Annotated in this window: 15 protein-coding genes; 9 read left to right on the plus strand and 6 right to left on the minus strand. The window is 72.1% G+C overall.

The window, feature by feature from the left end; translation table 11 throughout:
• Positions 1-119 precede the first annotated feature (119 nt).
• A complete protein-coding gene (locus DMH12_RS06670; protein WP_125490615.1) occupies positions 120-3248 on the plus strand; it encodes an alpha-L-rhamnosidase in 3129 nt (1042 codons plus the stop codon).
• Here the strand turns inward: DMH12_RS06670 and DMH12_RS06675 are convergent.
• The 6 genes from DMH12_RS06675 to rhaI all read right to left on the minus strand — a co-directional run bounded on the left by DMH12_RS06675 (position 3221) and on the right by rhaI (position 10970).
• A complete protein-coding gene (locus DMH12_RS06675; RefSeq protein ID WP_125490616.1) occupies positions 3221-3877 on the minus strand; it encodes a lactate utilization protein C in 657 nt (218 codons plus the stop codon). The genes DMH12_RS06670 and DMH12_RS06675 overlap by 28 nt on opposite strands.
• Positions 3874-5367 (minus strand): lactate utilization protein B, encoded by a 1494-nt coding sequence (locus tag DMH12_RS06680; protein WP_125490617.1) that lies wholly within the window; start codon positions 5365-5367, stop codon positions 3874-3876. The genes DMH12_RS06675 and DMH12_RS06680 overlap by 4 nt, the downstream gene beginning before the upstream one ends.
• Positions 5364-6119, minus strand: a complete 756-nt coding sequence (locus DMH12_RS06685) for a (Fe-S)-binding protein (protein ID WP_125490618.1) — start codon at positions 6117-6119, stop codon at positions 5364-5366. Before DMH12_RS06685 ends, DMH12_RS06680 begins: the two co-directional genes overlap by 4 nt.
• A gap of 78 nt (positions 6120-6197) precedes the next feature.
• Positions 6198-7658: a rhamnulokinase family protein gene (locus DMH12_RS06690; RefSeq protein ID WP_125490619.1), complete on the minus strand. Its 1461-nt coding sequence runs from the start codon at positions 7656-7658 to the stop codon at positions 6198-6200.
• The gene (locus tag DMH12_RS06695; RefSeq protein WP_125490620.1) at positions 7655-9694 is read right to left on the minus strand and encodes a bifunctional aldolase/short-chain dehydrogenase; all 2040 of its coding nucleotides are present in this window, start codon (positions 9692-9694) and stop codon (positions 7655-7657) included. Before DMH12_RS06695 ends, DMH12_RS06690 begins: the two co-directional genes overlap by 4 nt.
• Before the next feature lie 115 nt (positions 9695-9809).
• The gene (rhaI, locus tag DMH12_RS06700; protein ID WP_125490621.1) at positions 9810-10970 is read right to left on the minus strand and encodes an L-rhamnose isomerase; all 1161 of its coding nucleotides are present in this window, start codon (positions 10968-10970) and stop codon (positions 9810-9812) included.
• 276 nt (positions 10971-11246) lie between these two features.
• Between rhaI and DMH12_RS06705 the strand changes: the two genes are divergently transcribed.
• From DMH12_RS06705 to DMH12_RS06740, 8 genes are all read left to right on the plus strand, one after another.
• Positions 11247-12764, plus strand: coding sequence for a sugar ABC transporter ATP-binding protein (locus tag DMH12_RS06705; protein WP_125490622.1), 1518 nt, complete (start codon positions 11247-11249; stop codon positions 12762-12764).
• On the plus strand, positions 12761-13801 hold the full coding sequence (locus DMH12_RS06710; protein ID WP_125490623.1) for an ABC transporter permease: 1041 nt from the start codon (positions 12761-12763) through the stop codon (positions 13799-13801). Before DMH12_RS06705 ends, DMH12_RS06710 begins: the two co-directional genes overlap by 4 nt.
• On the plus strand, positions 13794-14771 hold the full coding sequence (locus tag DMH12_RS06715; RefSeq protein ID WP_125490624.1) for an ABC transporter permease: 978 nt from the start codon (positions 13794-13796) through the stop codon (positions 14769-14771). Before DMH12_RS06710 ends, DMH12_RS06715 begins: the two co-directional genes overlap by 8 nt.
• Positions 14772-14895: 124 nt before the next feature.
• Positions 14896-15978, plus strand: coding sequence for a rhamnose ABC transporter substrate-binding protein (rhaS, locus tag DMH12_RS06720; protein ID WP_125490625.1), 1083 nt, complete (start codon positions 14896-14898; stop codon positions 15976-15978).
• Positions 15979-16008: 30 nt separating this feature from the next.
• Positions 16009-16329, plus strand: a complete 321-nt coding sequence (locus tag DMH12_RS06725; protein WP_125490626.1) for an L-rhamnose mutarotase — start codon at positions 16009-16011, stop codon at positions 16327-16329.
• Positions 16330-16416: 87 nt separating this feature from the next.
• Positions 16417-17442 carry a LacI family DNA-binding transcriptional regulator gene (locus DMH12_RS06730; RefSeq protein ID WP_125490627.1) on the plus strand — a complete coding sequence of 342 codons (1026 nt, stop codon included), beginning with the start codon at positions 16417-16419 and terminating at the stop codon, positions 17440-17442.
• A gap of 114 nt (positions 17443-17556) precedes the next feature.
• Positions 17557-18858 carry an alpha/beta fold hydrolase gene (locus tag DMH12_RS06735; protein WP_125490628.1) on the plus strand — a complete coding sequence of 434 codons (1302 nt, stop codon included), beginning with the start codon at positions 17557-17559 and terminating at the stop codon, positions 18856-18858.
• Positions 18859-18915: 57 nt separating this feature from the next.
• Positions 18916-19659, plus strand: coding sequence for a PIG-L deacetylase family protein (locus DMH12_RS06740; RefSeq protein WP_125490629.1), 744 nt, complete (start codon positions 18916-18918; stop codon positions 19657-19659).
• The last annotated feature ends 32 nt before the right edge of the window (positions 19660-19691 follow it).

Genomic DNA, 19691 nt, shown 5'->3' on the forward strand with positions numbered 1-19691 from the left:
CGGTCGAAATATTTCGGCTCGACCCGTGGACACCTGCCAGAACCGTCACTAGGTTCGCCGTCGTTCGTTCTGAATCGATACAACTTCCGGGAATACCGACGGCCGAAAGGGATGACGGCATGGAGGACGGAGTGCACGGAGAGCACGAGGAGCGCACCACGGTGCGGCGCAGAACGGTCCTGGCCACCACGCTCGGCGCGCTGCCGGCGGTCATGGCCTACCAGACGGGCGCCGCGTCCCCCGCCACGGCCGCGCCGGTCGAGGCCCCCGCCGACGGGGGCGGCACCTCGGTGACCGGCCTGACCACGGAACACCGCACGAACCCGCTCGGCACCGACGCCCCCCGCCCGCGCTTCGGCTGGCGCACGCACTCCACCGCCCGGGGCCGCCGGCAGACCGCGTACCGGATCCTGGTGGCCACCGACCCGCGCCGCCTCGCCGCCGGCCGCACGGACGTGTGGGACAGCGGCCGCGTCACCTCGCCCGACTCGGTGGCCGTGCCCTACGCGGGGCCCGGCCTGCGCGCCACGACCCGCTACCACTGGACGGTGACGGTCTGGGACGAGCACGGCCGCGCCCGCACCGCCCCCGCCGCCCGCTTCGAGACCGGCCTGCTCGGCACCGACGGCGTCACCCACTGGGACGGCGCCCGCTGGATCGGCATGGCCGGCAAGGCGCCGAACAGCGCCGGCGCCCCACTCCTGCGCCGCCAGGAGCCGCTGCGCCGCGCCCGGGTCGCCGAGGCCCGGCTGTACGTCTCGGCGCTCGGCGTGTACGACGCGTACGTCAACGGGCGGCGCGTCGAGGTACCGCACGGCGACGGCCGCACCGCCGAACTGCTGACCCCGGGCTGGACCAACTACGACGCCCGGGTCGACTACCTCACCTACGACGTCACCGACCTGGTGGCGGCCGACCGTTCGCGGGTCACCCTCGGCGCGGTGCTCGGCAACGGCTGGTACAACAGCCGCGTCTCCGAGGGCAGCACGTACTACTCGGCGGACGGCAACCCGCTCGCCCTGAAGGCGAAACTGCTGATCCGCTACACCGACGGCACCACGCAGAGCGTCGTCACCGCCCCGGACGACGGCTGGCGGGCCACCGACACCGGCCCCTGGCGCGCCGACGACATCTACGACGGCCAGACCTACGACGCCCGCCGGGAGCTGCCCGGCTGGGCGGCGGGCGGCTACGACACCTCCGGCTGGGCCGAGGTCGCCGAACACGACCTCGCCGCCCGGTTCCCGGACGCCCAAGTCGTCGCCCATCCCGGCGAATCGGCCCGCATCGTGCCCGAGTGGGACCTGCGCCCACGCTCCGTCACGGTCCACACGGGCGTCACCGGCCAGGAGGGCAGCCCGAACGGCAGGGGCCGCGTCGTCGCCGACCCCGAGCGCACCGTCACCGACCCCGGCCGCGCCGCCCGCGCGCAGGTCGTCCTGCGGCCCGGCGAGACAGCGGTCCTCGACCTCGGCCAGAACATGGTCGGCGTCCCCCGCTACAGCCTGCGCGGCCCGTCCGGCGCCCAGGTCGTCCTCACCTTCGGCGAGATGCTCAACGACTCCAGCGCGGGCGCCGACGGCCCCGAGGGCTCCGTCTACCGGGCCAACCTGCGCTCCGCCAAGGCCACCAGCACCTACGTCCTCAAGGGCGACCCGAAGGGCGAGACGCACCAGGACTCCCTCACCTTCTACGGATTCCGCTACGTCTCCGTCACCACCACGGCCGAGGTCACGCTCACCGCGCTGACCGGCCGGGTCGCCACCTCCGCCGTCCACGACACCGGCACGGTCACCACCGACGACGCCAAGGTCAACCAGCTGATCAGCAACGTCCGGTGGGGGCAGCGCGGCAACTACTTCTGGGTGCCCACCGACTGCCCGCAGCGCGACGAACGCCTCGGCTGGACCGGCGACACCCAGGTCTTCGCCGCCACCGGCCTCTACAACGCCGACGCCGTCACCTTCCTGAGCCACTTCCAGGACAACCTGATCGACTCCCAGCGGATCTACGGCGTCGACGGCGCCCAGTTCACCGCCGTCTCACCGGGCAACCGCTACAACGCCGCGCAACCGGTCAGCGGCTGGGCCGACTGCGGAGTGGTCGTCCCGTGGACGGTGTGGCAGATGACCGGCGACCGCACCGTCGTCGACCGCAGCTGGGAGGCGATGACCCGCTACGTCGACTGGATCCGCGGCCGCAGCGCCGACGGCCACACCGGCCAGGGCGCCCTGTTCGCCGACTGGCTGGCCCCGCAGAGCACCGGCACCCAGCTCATGAGCGACGTCTACTACGGCTACAGCGTCCGCCTGATGGCCCACATGGCCCGCGCCACCGGCCGCGCCGGCGAGGCCGACACCTACGACCGCCTCTTCGCCGGTATCCGCCGCGCCTTCATGGCCGCCTACCTGGACACGGCGGACGGCGAGGTCACCGTCCGCTCCAGCCGCGGCGGCAAACCGATCAACGGCCCCGACCCCGAGGACGACAGCCAGACCGCCCTGCTCTGGGTCCTCAAACTCGGCTTCTACGACACCGAGGCACAGCGCCGGGCCCTCGTCGGCCTGCTCGCGGAGAACATCGGCAACGACGCCGCCCACAAGGAGGCCCACCCCGGCAGCACCCGCGTCCAGTACGCCGAGAACACCCTCTCCGTCGGCTTCCTCGGCGTGAACCTCCTCGCCCCCGTCCTCACCGACGAGGGCCGCGCCGACCTGGCGTACGCGCTGCTCCACCAGAACGCGATGCCGTCCTGGCTGTACTCCGTCGACAACGGCGCCACCACCATCTGGGAGCGCTGGAACTCGTACTCGAAGGAGGACGGCTTCGGACCGGTCGAGATGAACTCCTTCAACCACTACTCCTACGGCGCCGTCATGGAGTGGATGTACGAGTCCATGGCCGGCATCGCCCGCGACCCGGACCACCCGGGCTTCCGGCACTTCCGGCTGCGCCCGCACCTCGACCCCACCGGCCGCATCAAGCACGTCACCGGCTCGCACCTGTCGCCGTACGGCGAGATCCGCAGCGAGTGGACCGTACGCGGACGCACGGTCCACCACCGGGCCGCCGTCCCCGCCAACTCCACCGCCACCCTGCGCCTTCCCACGGCCGACCCGGACGGCGTCCGCGCGGGCCGGACCCCGCTGGCCCGGGTCGACGGGGTGGAGTACCTGGGCGCCGAGGACGGCACCGTCTCCTACCGGCTGCCCTCCGGGCGCTACGAGGTGACGTTCCCGCTCGGCTGACCGTCCACCAGCACCACCTCCAGGGTGCGCGGACCGTGCACCCCCTCGACCCGGTCCAGCTCGATGTCGCTGGTCGCCGACGGACCGGAGATCCACGTCAGCGGACGGGCCGGGTCGAGGCGTTCGAGGGCCTGCGGGACGGAGGAGACCACCTGGTCGGGCACGCGCACGACGCAGATGTGGTGGTCGGGCACGAGGGTGATCCGCCGGCGCCCCTGGTCGGGCGAGCCGTCCAGCACGATCGTGCCGGTCTCGGCGACGGCGACCGCGCAGCCGGTGACCACGCTGTCCACCCCGTCCAGAGCCGGCGCCGTACTCGCGGCCTCGTCCGGGACCGGGTTCGCCCCCGCCTCCGCCAGCCAGCCCGGCTCCAGCCCCGGCGGCACCACCACGCTCCGCGAGCCGCGCGCCGACAGCAGACCGGCCAGCAGCGCGGGCAGCTCACCGTCCGCGCACCGGTGCACGATCGCCCGGTAGTCCGCGAGGTTCTCGGCGAGCAGCTCCACCGTCTGCCCGGTGGTCCGCCGCCCGTGCTCGCGCAGGTAGTCCCGTGCGACGGGCGCCTCGTCGGACGGCGCGTCCGCGAGGGCGCGCCGCACCCGGCCCAGGATGCGTTCCCTGCTGCTCACTTCGCCTCGTCCTTTCCGCCGTGCGTGCGCTGCCACCAGTCCCGGAACGGCTCCGGGGGCACCGGGGGCAGGTCCCGGCTGCCGCTCCACGCCCGTCCGGGGCCCGGCAGGGTGCGCGGATGCAGACGGCGGCTGCGCGAGGCCAGCCGCTGCCCGGTCCGCAGCGCCCCCGGACGGGTGAAGGCCCACCGCGCCGCCCGCATCGCCGCCCGTTCGGCGGCGTGGCCCCTCGCCGGTTTCAGCACGACCCGGTTGCCCTCCCGCACCGCGGGCCCGCCCTGCACCACCCGCTCCCGCAGATGCACCAGCACCTCGGGGATGTCGATGGCGACCGGGCACACCTCGTAGCAGGCACCGCACAGCGAGGACGCGTACGGCAGGGAGGCGTCGATCTCGCTGCCCGTGCCCCGCAGTTGGGGACTGAGGATGGCGCCGATCGGGCCCGGGTAGACCGAGCCGTAGGCGTGGCCGCCGGCCCGCTCGTACACCGGGCACACGTTCAGGCAGGCCGAACAGCGGATGCAGCGCAGCGCCTGGCGGCCGACCTCGTCGGCGAGGGTGTCGGTGCGGCCGTTGTCCAGCAGGACCAGGTGGAAGGCGCGCGGGCCGTCCCCTTCCCCGGCCCGGCCGTCCCCGGTGCCCGTCCACATGGACGTGTACGGGTTCATGCGCTCGGCGGTCGAGGAACGGGGGAGGGTCTGGAGGAAGACCTCCAGGTCCCGCCAGGTCGGCACGGTCTTCTCGATGCCGACGACCGAGATCAGCGTCTCCGGCAGGGTCAGGCACATCCGTCCGTTGCCCTCGGACTCCACGACCACCAGCGTGCCGGTCTCGGCGACCATGAAGTTGGCGCCGGAGATGCCGACCTTGGCCCGCAGGAACTTCTCCCGCAGGTGGAGCCGTGCCGCCTCCGCGAGTTCGGCCGGTGTGTCGGTCAGGCCCTCGGGCGCCGGGCGGCCCCACTCGCTCATCTCGGAGCGGAAGATGTCCCGGATCTCGCCCCGGTTGCGATGGATGGCCGGCACCAGGATGTGCGAGGGCCGGTCCTTGCCCAACTGCACGATCAGCTCGGCCAGATCGGTCTCGTAGGCGCGGATGCCCCGGGCCTCCAGCGCCTCGTTGAGACCGATCTCCTGCGTCGCCATCGACTTGACCTTGACGACCTCGCTCTCACCGGTCTCCTCGACCAGCCGGACGACGATCTCGTTGGCCTCGTCCGCGTCGGCGGCCCAGTGCACCGTCCCGCCCGCGGCCGTGACCGCCTCCTCCAGCTGCACCAGATACCGGTCGAGATGGCGCAGGGTGTGGTCCTTGACGCGCTTCCCGGCCTCACGCAGCTCCGCCCAGTCGTCCAGTTCCGCGACCGCGCGGGCCCGCTTGTCCCGGATGGTGTGCGTGGCGTGGCGCAGGTTGCCGCGCAGCGTGGTGTTGCCCACGGCCTCCCGCGCCGCCTCGGGAAAGGCCGGCATCCCCAGATACGTCCCGCTCATACGGCCGCCGCCTCCTCCGTGCTCGCCAGGATCTCCGCGATGTGCACCGGGCGCATGCCCGTGCGCAGCCGCGTCATCGTCCCGCCGATGTGCATCAGGCAGGAGTTGTCCGCGGCGCACAGCACGTCGGCGCCCGTCGACTCGGCGTTGCGCACCTTGTCCGCGCCCATCGCCGCCGACACGTCGGAGTTCTTCACGGCGAAGGTACCGCCGAACCCGCAGCACTCCTCGGCCCCCGGCAACTCCAGCAGGTCCAGGCCCTTCACCGCCTCCAGGAGCCGCCGGGGCCGGTCGCCCAGGCCCAGGCTCCGCAGTCCGTGGCAGGTCGGGTGGTAGGTCACCGTGTGCGGGTAGTACGCCCCGACGTCCGTCACCCCGAGCACGTCCACGAGGAACTCCGTCAGCTCGTACGTCTTCGGCACCACCGGCGCCAGCGTCGCCGCGAGCGTCTCCCCGCGCCCCTCCGCCCGCGCCCGCTCGCCCATGCGCGGATACAGCTCCCGCACCATCGCGCCGCACGAACCCGACGGCGTCACGACCGCGTCGTACTCCGCAAAGACGTCGGCGAAGCGCCGGGCCAGCGGCTCGGCGTCGTGCCGGTAACCGGTGTTGTAGTGCGCCTGTCCGCAACAGGTCTGCGCCATCGGGAAGTCGACGTCGACGCCCAGTCTGGTGAGCAGCCTCAGCACGGCACGGCCGGTGTCCGGATAGAGCGTGTCGTTGACGCAGGTCAGGAACAGGGCGACACGCATCGCGACTCCTCGTGTTCGATCATCGGATGAATGATGGGTGCAGGTTAGTCCGCACGGCGGCACCGGGGGAGTCCCGGTTCACCGGTCGGCGAGTCGGGCCTCGGCCGCCCGCCAGCGTGCCGTGCCACCGCGCGGCTCGTACCGGGTCAGTGACTGTGTGCGGGCCAGCAGCCGCCGTGTTCCGGTGAGACCGTCCACCAGGCCGTGGGTGCGCGCCTGCACCAGGACGTTGCCGAGTGCGGCGGCCTCCGTCGGCCCCGCCACCACGGGCAGTCCGCAGGCGTCGGCCGTCAGTTGGCACAGCAGCGCGTTGCGGGTGCCCCCGCCGACGACGTGCACGACGTCCACCGGGTGCCCGGCGAGCCGCTGGGCGTCCTCGACCGCCCTGCGGTGGGCCAGTGCCAGCGAGTCGAGGATGCAGCGGGTCACCTCGGGGGGCGAGACGGGCACCGGCTGTCCGAAGGCGCGGCACGCCTCGGCGATCCGCTCCGGCATCCGCCCCGGCGCGAGGAACGCGGGGTCGCCAGCGTCCACCACCGACCGCAGCGCGGGCACCCGTGCGGCCGCGCGCAGCAGTCCGCCCAGATCGGGCTCGCCCCACGCCCGTACGCACTCCTGGAGCAGCCACAGCCCCATGATGTTGCGCAGGTAGCGGACCGTGCCGTCCAGCCCCAGCTCGTTGGTGAAGTTGGCGGCTCGGCTCTCCTCGGTCAGGACCGGGGCGGTCAGCTCCAGACCCGCCAGCGACCAGGTGCCGGTGCAGATGTAGGCGAACCGCTCGTCCGCGGCCGGTACGGCGGCCACCGCGGACGCGGTGTCGTGCGAGCCGACCGCCGTCACCGGCACGGGCCCGGTGAGCCCCGTCTGCTCCAGCACCTCGGGCCGCAGCAGGCCCGCCGCGTCACCCGGCCGCCGCAGCGGCGCGAACAGGCCGAGGTCGATGCCCGCACGGTCCGCCACCTTCCGCGACCAGTCCCGGGTGCGGGGGTCGATCAGCTGGGTGGTGGAGGCGTTGGTCAGCTCCGTGCCCTGCTCCCCGGTCAGCCAGTAGGTCAGCAGGTCCGGCACCAGCAACAGCCGCCGGGCGGCCGCGAACCGGGCCGTGTCGCGGGCGGCGACGAGCTGGTACAGGGTGTTGAAGGGCGCGTACTGCAACCCGGTCGCCGCGTACAGCTCCGGGGCGGGCAGCGTCTCCCACACCCGCTGCGCGACGCCCTCGGTGCGGGGGTCGCGGTAGTGCACCGGGTTGCCGAGGAGCGCCCCGTCCGCGTCGAGCAGGCCGTGGTCGACGGCCCAGCTGTCGACGCCCACCGAGTCCACCGGCCCCGCCGCGCGCAGGCCGTCCAGCACGCCCGCGTACAGCCCCAGGATGTCCCAGTGCAGCCCTTCGGGCGTGCGGACCGGACGGTTGGGGAAGCGGTGCGCCTCGGTCAGCTCCAGCCGGTCGGGGCCGACGCGGCCGACCATGACGCGCCCGCTGGACGCGCCGAGGTCGACCGCGGCGTACGCCTTCGTGCCGGCGTCCCTCGCAGCGCTCATCGCAGGAACGCGGCGGCCACGCCGGCGTCCACCGGGACGTGCAGGCCGGTGGTGTGGGTCAGGTCGCCGCCGGTCAGCGCGAACACGGCGTTCGCGACGTGCTCGGGCAGCACCTCGCGCTTGAGCAGGGTGCGCTGCGCGTAGAACTCGCCCAGCTTCTCCTCGGGCACTCCGTACACGGCGGCCCGCTGGGCGCCCCAGCCGCCCGCGAAGATGCCGGAACCGCGCACCACGCCGTCCGGGTTGACGCCGTTGACCCGGATGCCGTGCTCGCCCAGCTCGGCGGCGAGCAGGCGCACCTGGTGGGCCTGGTCGGCCTTGGTCGCGGAGTAGGCGATGTTGTTCGGCCCGGCGAAGACCGCGTTCTTCGAGGCGATGTAGACGATGTCGCCGCCGAGTTCCTGCGCGGTCATCACCCGTGCCGCCTCGCGCGAGACCAGGAAGGAGCCGCGGGCCATGATGTCGTGCTGGAGGTCCCAGTCCTCGGCGGAGGTCTCCAGCAGTGGCTTGGAGATGGAGATCCCCGCGTTGTTGACCACCAGGTCGACGCCGCCGAAGGCGAGCACCGCGGCCCTGAAGGCGTCGGCGATCTGCTCCTCGGAGGTGACGTCGACGGTCACCGCGACGGCCCGGTCCGACCCGCCCAGCTCCTCGGCCACCTTGGCCGCGTTCCCCGCGTTCAGGTCGGCCACCACCACGCAGGCACCCTCGTCTGCCAGCCGTCGCGCGATCGCCTTCCCGATCCCGCTGCCCGCGCCGGTGACCAGCGCGACCCGCGTCGCCAGCGGCTTGGGCCTCGGCATCCGCTGGAGCTTGGCCTCCTCCAGCGCCCAGTACTCGATGCGGAACTTCTCCGACTCCTCGATCGGCGCGTAGGCCGACACGGCCTCCGCGCCGCGCATCACGTTGATCGCGTTGACGTAGAACTCGCCGGCCACCCGGGCGGTCTGCTTGTCCTTGCCGAAGCTGAACATGCCGACGCCCGGCACCAGAACGATCGCCGGGTCGGCGCCGCGCATCGCGGGGGAACCGGGTTCGGCGTGCCGGTGGTAGTAGGCGGCGTACTCCTCGCGGTAGGCGGCGTGCAGCTCCTTCAGCCGCGCCACCGTCTCGTCCAGCGGGGCGCTCGGGGGCAGGTCCAGGACCAGCGGGCGGACCTTGGTGCGCAGGAAGTGGTCGGGGCAGGAGGTGCCGAGGGCGGCGAGCCGCGGGTGTTCGGCACGCGCGAGGAAGTCGAGCACCACGTCCGCGTCGGTGAAGTGGCCGACCTGCGGCCGGTCCCGGGAGGCGAGGGAGCGCACGTACGGCGCCAGCGCCGCCGCCCGCTCCCGCCGGTCGCCCTCGGCCAACGCCTCGTAGCCCTCGATCACCGGCCCGAACGGCTCGGCCTTCCCGCGCTCCTCGAGGAACCGCTCCGCGGTGCGGATGATGTGCAGCGAATTGCGCTCGCACTCCTCGGAGGTGTCGCCCCAGGCGGTGATGCCGTGCCCGCCGAGCACGCACCCGATCGCCCCGGGATTGGCCTCCTTGACCGCCGCGATGTCCAGCCCCAGCTGGAACCCGGGCCGCCGCCACGGCACCCACACCACGGTGTCGCCGAAGCACTCGGCGGTCAGCTTCTCGCCGTCGGCCGCGCAGGCCAGCGCGATCCCGGAGTCGGGGTGGAGGTGGTCCACGTGCGCGGCCTCGACGAGCCCGTGCATCGCCGTGTCGATGGAGGGCGCCGCGCCGCCCTTGCCGTGCAGGCAGTAGTCGAACGCGGCGACCATCTCGTCCTCACGCCCGACGCCCGGGTAGACGTCCTTGAGCGCCCGCATCCGGTCCAGCCGCAACACCGCGAGCCCGCCCTCGGTGAGCGTCCCGAGATCCCCGCCGGACCCCTTGACCCACATCAGCTCGACATCGCCTCCGGTGACGGGATCGGTCTCGACACCCTTCGCGGAGGCGTTACCACCGGCGTAGTTGGTGTTGCGGGGGTCAGCACCGAGCCGATGCGAACGGGCGAGGAGTGCTTCGGCTTCGGGGTGGACAGCCATGTCTTCCAGTCCTTACGAGAGAGGGAGGGAGAAGCGCCCCGTAAGGGGCGCGGGGAACTGCGCGATCAACCACGGACAACCCGCAGCCCGCGAACAACACGAGCCCGGCAGACGCCTACGCCCCCCACCCCGCCTGCTGCCCACCCACCCGCTCGGCGACGACCTTCTCGGCCCACCCGCAGGCGCGGTACGCCTTCATGGGCTCGGGGTCGAGACCCATCTCCCCCCGCACCTCACGAAGCAGCGGACGCACGTCCGTGTTGTACGCGTCCATCAGCACGGCGTTGGCCTCCAGCACGTCCCCGGCAGCCTGCGCGGCGGCCAGCGCTCCCGCATCGACCAGCAGCGCCTTCGCCGTGGCCTCCTGCACGTTCGTCACCGACCGGATGATCGCCGGGATCTTCGCCTCGATGTTGTGGCACTGGTCGAGCATGAACGCCACGTCCGACGAGAACCCGCCCCCACGCACCACCTCGTACATGATCCGGAACAGCTGGAACGGATCGGCCGCGCCGACCATCAGGTCGTCGTCCGCGTAGAAGCGCGAGTTGAAGTCGAACCCGCCGAGTTTCCCCTCCCGCAGCAGCGTCGCCACGATGAACTCGATGTTCGTGCCCGGCGCGTGGTGCCCCGTGTCGACCACGACCTGTGCCTTCTCGCCCAGCTTCAGGCAGTGCGCGTACGCCGTGCCCCAGTCCGGCACGTCCGTCGTGTAGAACGCCGGCTCGAAGAGCTTGTACTCCAGCAGCATCCGCTGTCCCTCGCCGAGCCGCTCGTACACCTCGGCCAGTCCTTCGGCGAGCCGGTCCTGCCGGGACCGGATGTCGTCCTGCCCCGGATAGTTCGTGCCGTCGGCGAACCACAGCTTCAGGTCCCGGGAACCGGTGGCGTCCATGATGTCGACGCACTCCAGCAGGTGGTCGACGGCCTTCCTGCGTACCGCCGCGTCGGGGTGGCAGATGCTGCCCAGCTTGTAGTCGTCGTCCTGGAAGGTGTTCGAGTTGATGGCGCCGACCCGTACCCCGCGGTCCTTGGCGTGCTCGGCCAGCGCGGCGTAGTTCTCGACCCGGTCCCAAGGGATGTGCAGGGCCACGGTCGGGGCGACGCCGGTGAACTCGTGCACCTTGGCCGCGTCGTCCAGTTTCTCGAACGGGTCGCGCGGGACACCTGCCTGGGCGAACACCTTGAACCGGGTGCCCGAGTTCCCGTACGCCCACGACGGCGTCTCGACGGCCTGGGTCTTGAGCGCTGCCTTCACCGCGGCTGGTTCGGTCACTTCGGGGCTCCTGTGACGTCGGGTCGTGGCCCGCTGTGCGCACGACCATCTGTGAAACGATTCAGAACGCGAAGTTATGAGCCGCCCGAAGGGGTGTCAACCCTTCCGGCCGACCCTGCCGTCCGTGACTCGCCCGTGACCTTCGGCTATCGCAAGTTTTTCGACCCGGAACCATTGACGTGCCATGGCCTCGCTGCCTAACGTCCCCGGCAACCGAGTTGAAACCTTTCACGACGCCGTGAGGGCCGTCCCGCCGGCGTCGTCGAGGAGCCCCCAATGACCCACCCGTCCGACACGGGTACGGCCCCGGTTCTGGCGCTCAGGGACGTCTCCAAGTCCTTCGGCGCGGTCCGCGCGCTGCGGGACGTCTCCCTGGAACTGTTCCCCGGCGAGGTGCACGCCCTCGCCGGCGAGAACGGCGCCGGGAAGTCGACCCTCATCAAGACGCTCGCCGGAGTGCACCGGCCGGACGCCGGCCAGGTGCTGCTCGACGGCGCGCCGGTCGTCTTCCACGGTCCCGGCGACGCCCGCGACGCCGGCATCGCCGTGATCTACCAGGAGCCCACCCTCTTCCCCGACCTGTCGATCGCCGAGAACATCTTCATGGGGCGCCAGCCCCGGCGCGCGCTCGGCCGCATCGACCACCGGGCGACCCACGACGCCACCGCGGACCTGATGCGGCGCCTCGGCGTCGAGCTGGACCCCGACCGCCCCGCGCGCGGCCTGTCCATCGCGGACCAGCAGATCGTGGAGATCGCCAAGGCCCTCTCGTTCGACGCCCGCGTCCTGATCATGGACGAGCCGACCGCCGCCCTCACCGGCAGCGAGGTCGCCCGCCTCTTCGGCGTCGTACGCAGTCTGCGCGAGCAGGGTGCCGCCGTGCTGTTCATCTCCCACCGCCTGGAGGAGATCTTCCGCATCTGCGCCCGTGTCACCACCCTGCGGGACGGCGCCCGGATCTCCAGCGAGCCGCTGGACGGCATGACCGAGGACGACCTGGTGCGCCGCATGGTCGGCCGCGACCTCGACGAGCTGTACCCGAAGCAGGAGGTCCGGCCCGGCGAGGTCGCCCTCAGCGTGCGCCGGCTGACCCGCGAGGGGGTGTTCACCGACGTCTCCTTCGAGGTGCGCCGCGGTGAGATCGTCGCGCTCGCCGGACTGGTCGGCGCCGGGCGCACCGAGGTCGCCCGGTCCGTCTTCGGCGTCGACCGCTGGGACGCCGGGACGGTGGAGGTCGACGGCAGGCCGCTGGTCAACGGCGCCCCGTCCACCGCCATGGCCGCCGGTCTCGCCCTCGTCCCGGAGGACCGGCGCGCCCAGGGCCTGGTGATGGGGATGTCCATCGAGCGCAACATCGGCCTCACCGGGCTCCGTACGACGGTGCGGGCCGGATTCATGGACCGCGGCGCCGAACGCAGCCGCTCCCTCGACTGGGCCGTCAGGCTCCAGGTCAAGTACGCCCGCATCGCCGACACCGTCTCGACCCTGTCCGGCGGCAACCAGCAGAAGGTCGTCCTGGCCAAGTGGCTGGCCACCGGACCCAAGGTGCTGATCGTCGACGAGCCGACCCGCGGCATCGACGTCGGCACCAAGGCCGAGGTGCACCGGCTGCTGAGCGAACTGGCCGCCGACGGCGTGGCCGTACTGATGATCTCCTCCGACCTGCCCGAGGTCCTCGGCATGGCCGACCGCGTCCTCGTGATGCACGAGGGGCGGCTGACCGCCGAGATACCCCGCACCGACGCCACCGAGGAGACCGTGATGGCCGCAGCCACGGGGAGGGCAGCCGCATGACGGTGACCGCACCCGACCCGAGCCCGGTGGCCGACATCCCCAAGGCCGGCGCCACCCGGCTGGTCGACCGCATCTTCAAGATGCGCGAACTGGCGATCCTGCTGGTCTTCCTGGTGATGATCGGCGTCACCCAGGCCGGGAACAGCGAGTTCCTGTCCGAACAGGGCATCAAGGACCTGCTGCTCAACGCGACCATCCTGGTGCTGGTCGCCACCGGCCAGTCGCTGGTCGTCATCACCCGCAACGTCGACCTGTCGGTCGGCTCCACCCTCGGCATCAGCGCCTTCGCCGCCGGTACGTACCTCCAGGGCGGCGGCAACCCGTTCGTCGCCGTGGTCCTCGCGGTCCTGATGGGCGTCGGCTTCGGCCTCCTCAACGGCCTGCTCGTCAGCCTCGGCCAGGTCCCGGCGCTGGTCGTCACCCTCGGCACCCTCTACATCATCCGCGGCATCGACTCCATCTGGGTCGGCTCCCGCCAGATCACCGCGGCCGACCTGCCCGGCGGCTTCGTCGACTTCGGCTCCGGGGGCGTCTGGGCCGTGCCGTGGCTGGCGCTGATCGCGCTCGCCGTGCTGGTCGCCACGGCCTACTACCTCAAGCACTTCGGCGGCGGACGCGAGCTGTACGCGCTCGGTTCCAATCCGGAGGCGGCCCGGCTGGCCGGCATCCCCGTGCGCAAGCGGATCCTCGCCGCGTACACCTTCTGCGGTGCCCTCGCCGGACTGGCCGGCGCCCTCTACCTGGCGCGCTTCGGCAACGTCGACTCCGGCACCGGCAACGGCTACGAACTGACCGTCGTCAGCGCGGTGGTGGTCGGCGGCGTCGTCTTCACCGGCGGCTCCGGCAGCGTCTACGGCGCGGCCCTCGGCGCGCTGCTGCTGACCTCGATCAACAGCGTGCTGCCCGCGCTCGGGGTCAGCTCCGTGTGGGTGCTGGCCATCAACGGCATCCTGCTCATCCTCGCCATCGCCGTCGACCGGATCGTCGCGCTGCGCGTGGCCAACGCCCTGAAGAAGAGGAACGCACGCCATGGCTGACGGCTCTTTCGCGCGAGCGATCCGCTGGGACACCGCCGTGGGTGCCCTGCTCATCGTGGTCCTGCTGTTCTCCTTCGGCTTCGTCGACGGCTTCGGCAACGCCCTCAACCTGTCCTTCCTCATCGGCAACACCCTGCCGATCGCGCTCATCGCCCTGCCGATGACCCTGCTCGTCGTCTCCGGCGAGATCGACCTGTCGGTCGCCTCGACCGCCGGTCTCTCCGGCGCGGTGATGGGCGCCCTGTGGAACCAGGGCATGACCATCGAGGCGATCATCCCGATCTGCCTGCTGCTCGGCGTCGTCTGCGGCCTGGTCAACGGGCTGCTGGTCACCCGGCTCGGCCTGCCCTCCCTCGCCGTGACGATCGGCACCCTGGCGGCCTACCGGGGCATCGCGCAGATCGTGCTCGGCTCCGACGCGGTCACGGACTTCCCCTCGCAGTACCTGGACTTCGCGGCCGGCCGGATCGGCGACACGTTCGTCCCGTACGCCTTCCTGCCGTTCCTCGTGCTGCTGGCCGTCGCCGTGGTCGCCCTGCACGCCATGCCGTTCGGCCGGGCGCTGTTCGCGGTCGGCGCCAGCGAGGAGGCCGCGCGGTTCGCCGGGATCCGGGTCCGGCGGCAGAAGCTGATCCTCTTCACGCTGACCGGGCTGATGTCCGCGCTGACCGGGGTCTTCTGGGCGCTGCACTACGCGAGCGCGCGGTACGACAACGCCACGGGGCTCGAACTGTCCGTCGTCGCCGCCGTGTTGCTGGGCGGCATCGACTTCGACGGCGGGAAGGGCACGCTGGGCGGCGCGATCGCCGGGGTGTTCCTGCTCGGGGCCTTGCAGAACGTGATGAGTCTCCAAGATGTCTCGGCGCAGTCGCAGATCGTCGTGACCGGTGTGCTGCTCGTGTTGTCCGTGCTGGGACCTCGGGTCGCTCGGCAGGTCTCGGTCGCGAGGGCGCAGAGGTTGACCTCCTAGCGATGTACGACGGCTGCGGGCCGCATGTGGCTGGTCGCGGCCACGCGGCGGAGCCGCATATCGAAACAGTCCCGCGCCCCTGAGGGGCGCGCTCCGCTCACCCTCCGTCAGAAGGAATCACACCATGCGCAAGTCCTCCCTCCGCCGTAGCTGCGTAGTTCTCGCCGCCGTCACCTCTCTCGGCCTCGCCGCCACCGCCTGCGGTGGCACCACCAAGGAGGACGTCAAGGCCGAGGGCGGCAAGGCCGCCACCGCCGGGAAGGCCGACCCGAACGCCGAGACGAAGAAGGGGCTGACCGTCGGCTTCCTGCCCAAGCAGGTCAACAACCCCTACTTCACCGTCGCCGACAAGGGCGGTGAGAAGGCGCTGAAGGAACTCGGCTCCAGCTACAAGGAGGTCGGCACCTCCAGCGGCACCGACACCGCCGGGCAGGTCTCCTACGTCAACACGCTCACCCAGCAGCAGGTCGACGCCATGGCCGTCTCCGCGCAGGACCCGGGGGCCCTGTGCACCGCGCTCAAGCAGGCCATGAAGAACGACATCAAGGTCGTCACCTACGACTCGGACACCAACCCCGAGTGCCGCAACGCCTTCATCTCGCAGGCCTCCGCCGACGACCTCGGCCGCACCCAGGTGCAGCTGCTCGCCGAGCAGATCGGCAACAAGGGCGAGATCGCGATCCTCTCCGCCGCGCAGACCGCGACGAACCAGAACGCCTGGATCGACATCATGAAGGACGAGCTGAAGGACCCGAAGTACAAGGACGTCAAGCTGGTCACGGTCGCCTACGGTGACGACGACGCGCAGAAGTCCTTCCAGCAGACCCAGGGCCTGCTCCAGGAGCACCCCAACCTGAAGGGGATCATCTCCCCGACCACCGTCGGCATCAAGGCCGCCGCCCAGTACCTGTCCGGCTCCAAGTACAAGGGCAAGGTCAGGCTGACCGGCCTCGGCACGCCCAACGACATGCGCAAGTACGTCAAGAACGGCACCGTCGAGGCGTTCGAGCTGTGGGACCCGGCCAAGCTCGGCGAACTGGCCGCGCGCACCGCCGTCGCCCTGTCCTCCGGGCAGATCACCGGCAAGGAGGGCGAGACCTTCGAGGCCGGCGCCATGGGCGAGTACACCATCGGCAAGGACGGCGTGATCAACCTCGGCAAGCCGACCGTCTTCACCGCCGAGAACGTCGACCAGTACGACTTCTAGCCTCCACCTCGCGTACGGGAGCGGTACTTCATGCGACGTGTCTGTTTCCTGCTCAAGGTCCGCCGGGACCGCATCGCGGAGTACCGCGAACGCCACGCAGCCGTGTGGCCGGAGATGTGCGAGGCGCTCTCCGCCACCGGCTGGCACAACTACTCGCTCTTCCTGCGCGAGGACGGCCTGCTCGTCGGCTACCTGGAGACCGAGGACTTCGCCGCCGCCCGGGCCGGCATGGAGGCCACCGAGGTGAACGCCCGGTGGCAGGCGGAGATGGGGCCGCTGTTCGAGTCCCTGGACGGGACGCGTCCCGACGAGGCGATGAAGCCCCTGACCGAGGTGTTCCACCTCGCCTGAACAGACTCTTCCCGGGGCGGCGCAGGTAGTGTGAAGGCCCTGCGGCCGCCCACCCGTACCCGGCCCGACCTCGGAGGTCCCTGCCCGATGGCCCATTCCGTGGGTATCAAGGACGTCGCCCGCGCCGCCGGAGTTTCCGTGGGCACGGTCTCCAACGTCATCAACCGGCCCGACACCGTCGCGACCGAGACCCGCGCGCGGGTGCTGTCCGCGATCGACCGGCTCGGCTACGTCCGCAGCGAGTCCGCGCGCCAGCTGCGCGCGGGCCGCAGCCGGATCATGGGGCTGCTCGTCCTCGACATGGGCAACCCCTTCTTCGTCGACGTCGCGCGCGGCGCCGAGCGGGCCGCGCGCGACGCCGGGCTCGGCGTGATGGTCTGCAACAGCGCCCAGAGCCCCGGCGAGGAGGCCGAGTACCTCTCGCTCTTCGCCGAGCAGCGGGTCCGGGGCGTCCTGCTCACCCCCGCCGACGCCACCGGCCGCAACATCGCGGGCTTCCGGCGCCACAACATCCCCTTCGTGCTCGTCGACCGGGTCGCCGAGGGCACCACCGAGTGCTCGGTCTCCGTCGACGACGTCGCCGGCGGCGCGCTGGCCGTGCGCCACCTGGTGGACGCCGGACACCGCTCCATCGCCTACGTCAGCGGTCCGCCGGGACTCAACCAGGTGCGCGACCGCCGCACCGGCGCGCTCGCCGCGCTCGCCGAGGCCGGCCTCGGCCCCGACGCGCTGCGCGAACTGCCCACCGAACGCCTCGACGTCTCCGCCGGGCGCGACGCCGGCGCCCGCCTGCTCGGGCTCGCCGACCGGCCGACCGCCGTCTTCTGCGCCAACGACCTGCTCGCCCTGGGCGTCCTCCAGGCCCTGTACGCGGCCGGGGTGAGCGTCCCCGACGACCTCGCGATCGTCGGCTACGACGACATCGAGTTCGCCGCCGCGGCGGCCGTCCCGCTCACCTCCGTGCGCCAGCCCGCCGTCACCATGGGCGCGATGGCGGCCGAGCTGCTCCTGGAGGAGACGGAGCTGGACGGCACCGACCGGACCCACCCGCACCGCAGGGTGGTGCTCCAGCCCGAACTGGTGGTGCGGCGCTCCAGCCTCGCCGCCCGCTGACCGGCCGCCCGGAACGATTTCATGATCCCGGGGGTCCGCCGCCGCAAGACCGTGTGCTGAACTGGGACACGGCCGAGAAATCCGGCCGTCACATCCGTCGTCCCGGGAGCCCCGTTGAGCGTCAGCTACCGCCAGCCAGGTGTCGTCCTCACCGACCGCCGTTTCACCGTGCCCCTCGACCACCGCGACCCCTCCGGGGAGACGATCGAGCTGTACGCGCGCGAGGCCGTCGCGAGCGACAAGGCGCACCAGGACCTTCCGTGGCTGGTCTACCTCCAGGGCGGTCCCGGCTTCGGGGCGAACCGTTTCATCGGCCGTCCCGCCTGGCTCGGCCGAGCTCTCAAGGAGTTCCGCGTCCTGCTCCTCGACCAGCGCGGCACCGGCGCCTCCACGCCCGCCAACCGCCAGACCCTCCCGCTGCGCGGCGGCCCGGCCGAGCAGGCCGACTACCTCACCCACTTCCGCGCCGACGCCATCGTCCGCGACTGCGAGGCCATCCGCCCCCAGGTCACCGGCGGCGCCCCCTGGACCGTCCTCGGCCAGAGCTTCGGCGGCTTCTGCACCGTCGCCTATCTGTCGCTCGCCCCCGAGGGCCTGAACACCGCCCTGATCACCGGCGGCCTGCCCTCCCTGGACGCCCACGCAGACGAGATCTACCGGGCCGCCTACCCCCGTATCGAACGCAAGGTCGCCGCGCACTACGCCCGCTACCCCCAGGACGTCGAACGCGCCCGCCGCATCGCCGACCACCTGCTCACGCACGACGTGGTCCTGCCGGGCGGCTACCGGCTGACCGTCGAGGCCTTCCAGTCCCTCGGCATCCTGCTCGGCGGCAGCGAGGGCAGCCACCGCCTGCACTTCCTCCTGGAGGACGCCTTCGTCCGCACCCCGGGCGGACACGAACTCTCCGACGACTTCCAGGAACAGGTGCAGGGCCTGCTGTCGTACGCCGGCCACCCGCTGTACGCCCTCGTCCACGAGGCCATCTACGGCCAGGACGCCCGCCCCACCGACTGGTCGGCCGAGCGGGTCCGCGCCGAGTTCCCCCGCTTCGACGCCGCCAAGGCACTCGCCGGCGACGAACCGCTGATGTTCACCGGCGAGTCGGTCCACCCCTGGATGTTCGACTGCGACCCGGCGCTGCGCCCGCTGCGCGAGACCGCAGGCCTGCTGGCCGCCCGCACCGACTGGACGCCCCTGTACGACCGCGCCCGCCTCGCCGCCAACGAGGTACCCGCCGCCGCGGCCGTCTACCACGACGACATGTACGTCGACACCGCCCACGCGCTGACCACCGCCCGCGCGATCCGCGGACTGCGCACCTGGGTGACCGACGAGTTCGAGCACGACGGCGTCCGGGCCGGCGGCCCCCGCGTCCTGGACCGGCTGCTCGCGCTGGCCCGCGACGAGGCCTGACCGGAGCGCGGCCGAATATCCGGGTGGGAGGCCCGCGGCGCGGGTTAGTGTGCGGGCATGACGGAGCCGACGATCACGCAACTGGAGCCCATGCCCGGCGACTGGACCCGCGCCCTCGCCGTCGTCGCCCACCCGGACGACCTGGAGTACGGCTGCTCGGCGGCGATCGCCGGCTGGACCGACGAGGGCCGGGAGGTCACCTACCTGCTCGCCACCCGGGGGGAGGCCGGCATCGACACCATGCCGCCCGCCGAGTGCGCCCCGCTGCGCGAACGGGAGCAGCGGGCGAGCGCCGCGGTCGTCGGCGTGAGCGAGGTGGAGTTCCTCGACCACCGGGACGGTGTCATCGAGTACGGAGTTCCGCTGCGCCGCGACATCGCCGCCGCGATCCGCCGGTACCGGCCCGAGCTGGTCATCACCCTCAACCACCGGGACACCTGGGGCGGCGTCGCCTGGAACACCCCGGACCACGTCGCCGTCGGCCGCGCCACGCTGGACGCGGCGTCCGACGCGGGCAACCGGTGGATCTTCCCCGAGCTGACCGAGCGGGGCCTCGAACCCTGGGACGGCGTGCGCTGGGTCGCGGTCGCCGGTTCCGCCTCCCCCACGCACGCCGTGGACGCCACGCCGGGACTGGAGCGCGCGGTGCGCTCGCTGCTCGAACACCGGACGTACATCGAGGTGCTGACCGAGGAGGACCCGGAGACGTACGTGCGTGGCTTCCTCACCGGCTTCGCCCGGTCCGCGGGGGAGCGGTTCGGCGGAAAGCCGGCGGTGACCTTCGAAGTCTTCGGGCGGTAGCGGCATGGCGGGGGAGTGGGGCGAGCCGGGGC

This window comes from Streptomyces sp. WAC 04229, assembly GCF_003947455.1.
Taxonomy (GTDB): Bacteria; Actinomycetota; Actinomycetes; order Streptomycetales; family Streptomycetaceae; genus Streptomyces.

What these genes read in the sequence shown, in the direction of transcription:
- DMH12_RS06670 (WP_125490615.1), top strand. Translation starts at nt 120, where the DNA reads ATGGAGGACGGAGTGCACGGAGAGCACGAGGAGCGCACCACGGTGCGG.
- DMH12_RS06680 (WP_125490617.1), bottom strand. Translation starts at nt 5,367, where the DNA reads ATGAGCGGGACGTATCTGGGGATGCCGGCCTTTCCCGAGGCGGCGCGG.
- DMH12_RS06685 (WP_125490618.1), bottom strand. Translation starts at nt 6,119, where the DNA reads ATGCGTGTCGCCCTGTTCCTGACCTGCGTCAACGACACGCTCTATCCG.
- DMH12_RS06690 (WP_125490619.1), bottom strand. Translation starts at nt 7,658, where the DNA reads ATGAGCGCTGCGAGGGACGCCGGCACGAAGGCGTACGCCGCGGTCGAC.
- DMH12_RS06695 (WP_125490620.1), bottom strand. Translation starts at nt 9,694, where the DNA reads ATGGCTGTCCACCCCGAAGCCGAAGCACTCCTCGCCCGTTCGCATCGG.
- DMH12_RS06705 (WP_125490622.1), top strand. Translation starts at nt 11,247, where the DNA reads ATGACCCACCCGTCCGACACGGGTACGGCCCCGGTTCTGGCGCTCAGG.
- DMH12_RS06710 (WP_125490623.1), top strand. Translation starts at nt 12,761, where the DNA reads ATGACGGTGACCGCACCCGACCCGAGCCCGGTGGCCGACATCCCCAAG.
- DMH12_RS06715 (WP_125490624.1), top strand. Translation starts at nt 13,794, where the DNA reads ATGGCTGACGGCTCTTTCGCGCGAGCGATCCGCTGGGACACCGCCGTG.
- rhaS (WP_125490625.1), top strand. Translation starts at nt 14,896, where the DNA reads ATGCGCAAGTCCTCCCTCCGCCGTAGCTGCGTAGTTCTCGCCGCCGTC.
- DMH12_RS06725 (WP_125490626.1), top strand. Translation starts at nt 16,009, where the DNA reads ATGCGACGTGTCTGTTTCCTGCTCAAGGTCCGCCGGGACCGCATCGCG.
- DMH12_RS06730 (WP_125490627.1), top strand. Translation starts at nt 16,417, where the DNA reads ATGGCCCATTCCGTGGGTATCAAGGACGTCGCCCGCGCCGCCGGAGTT.
- DMH12_RS06740 (WP_125490629.1), top strand. Translation starts at nt 18,916, where the DNA reads ATGACGGAGCCGACGATCACGCAACTGGAGCCCATGCCCGGCGACTGG.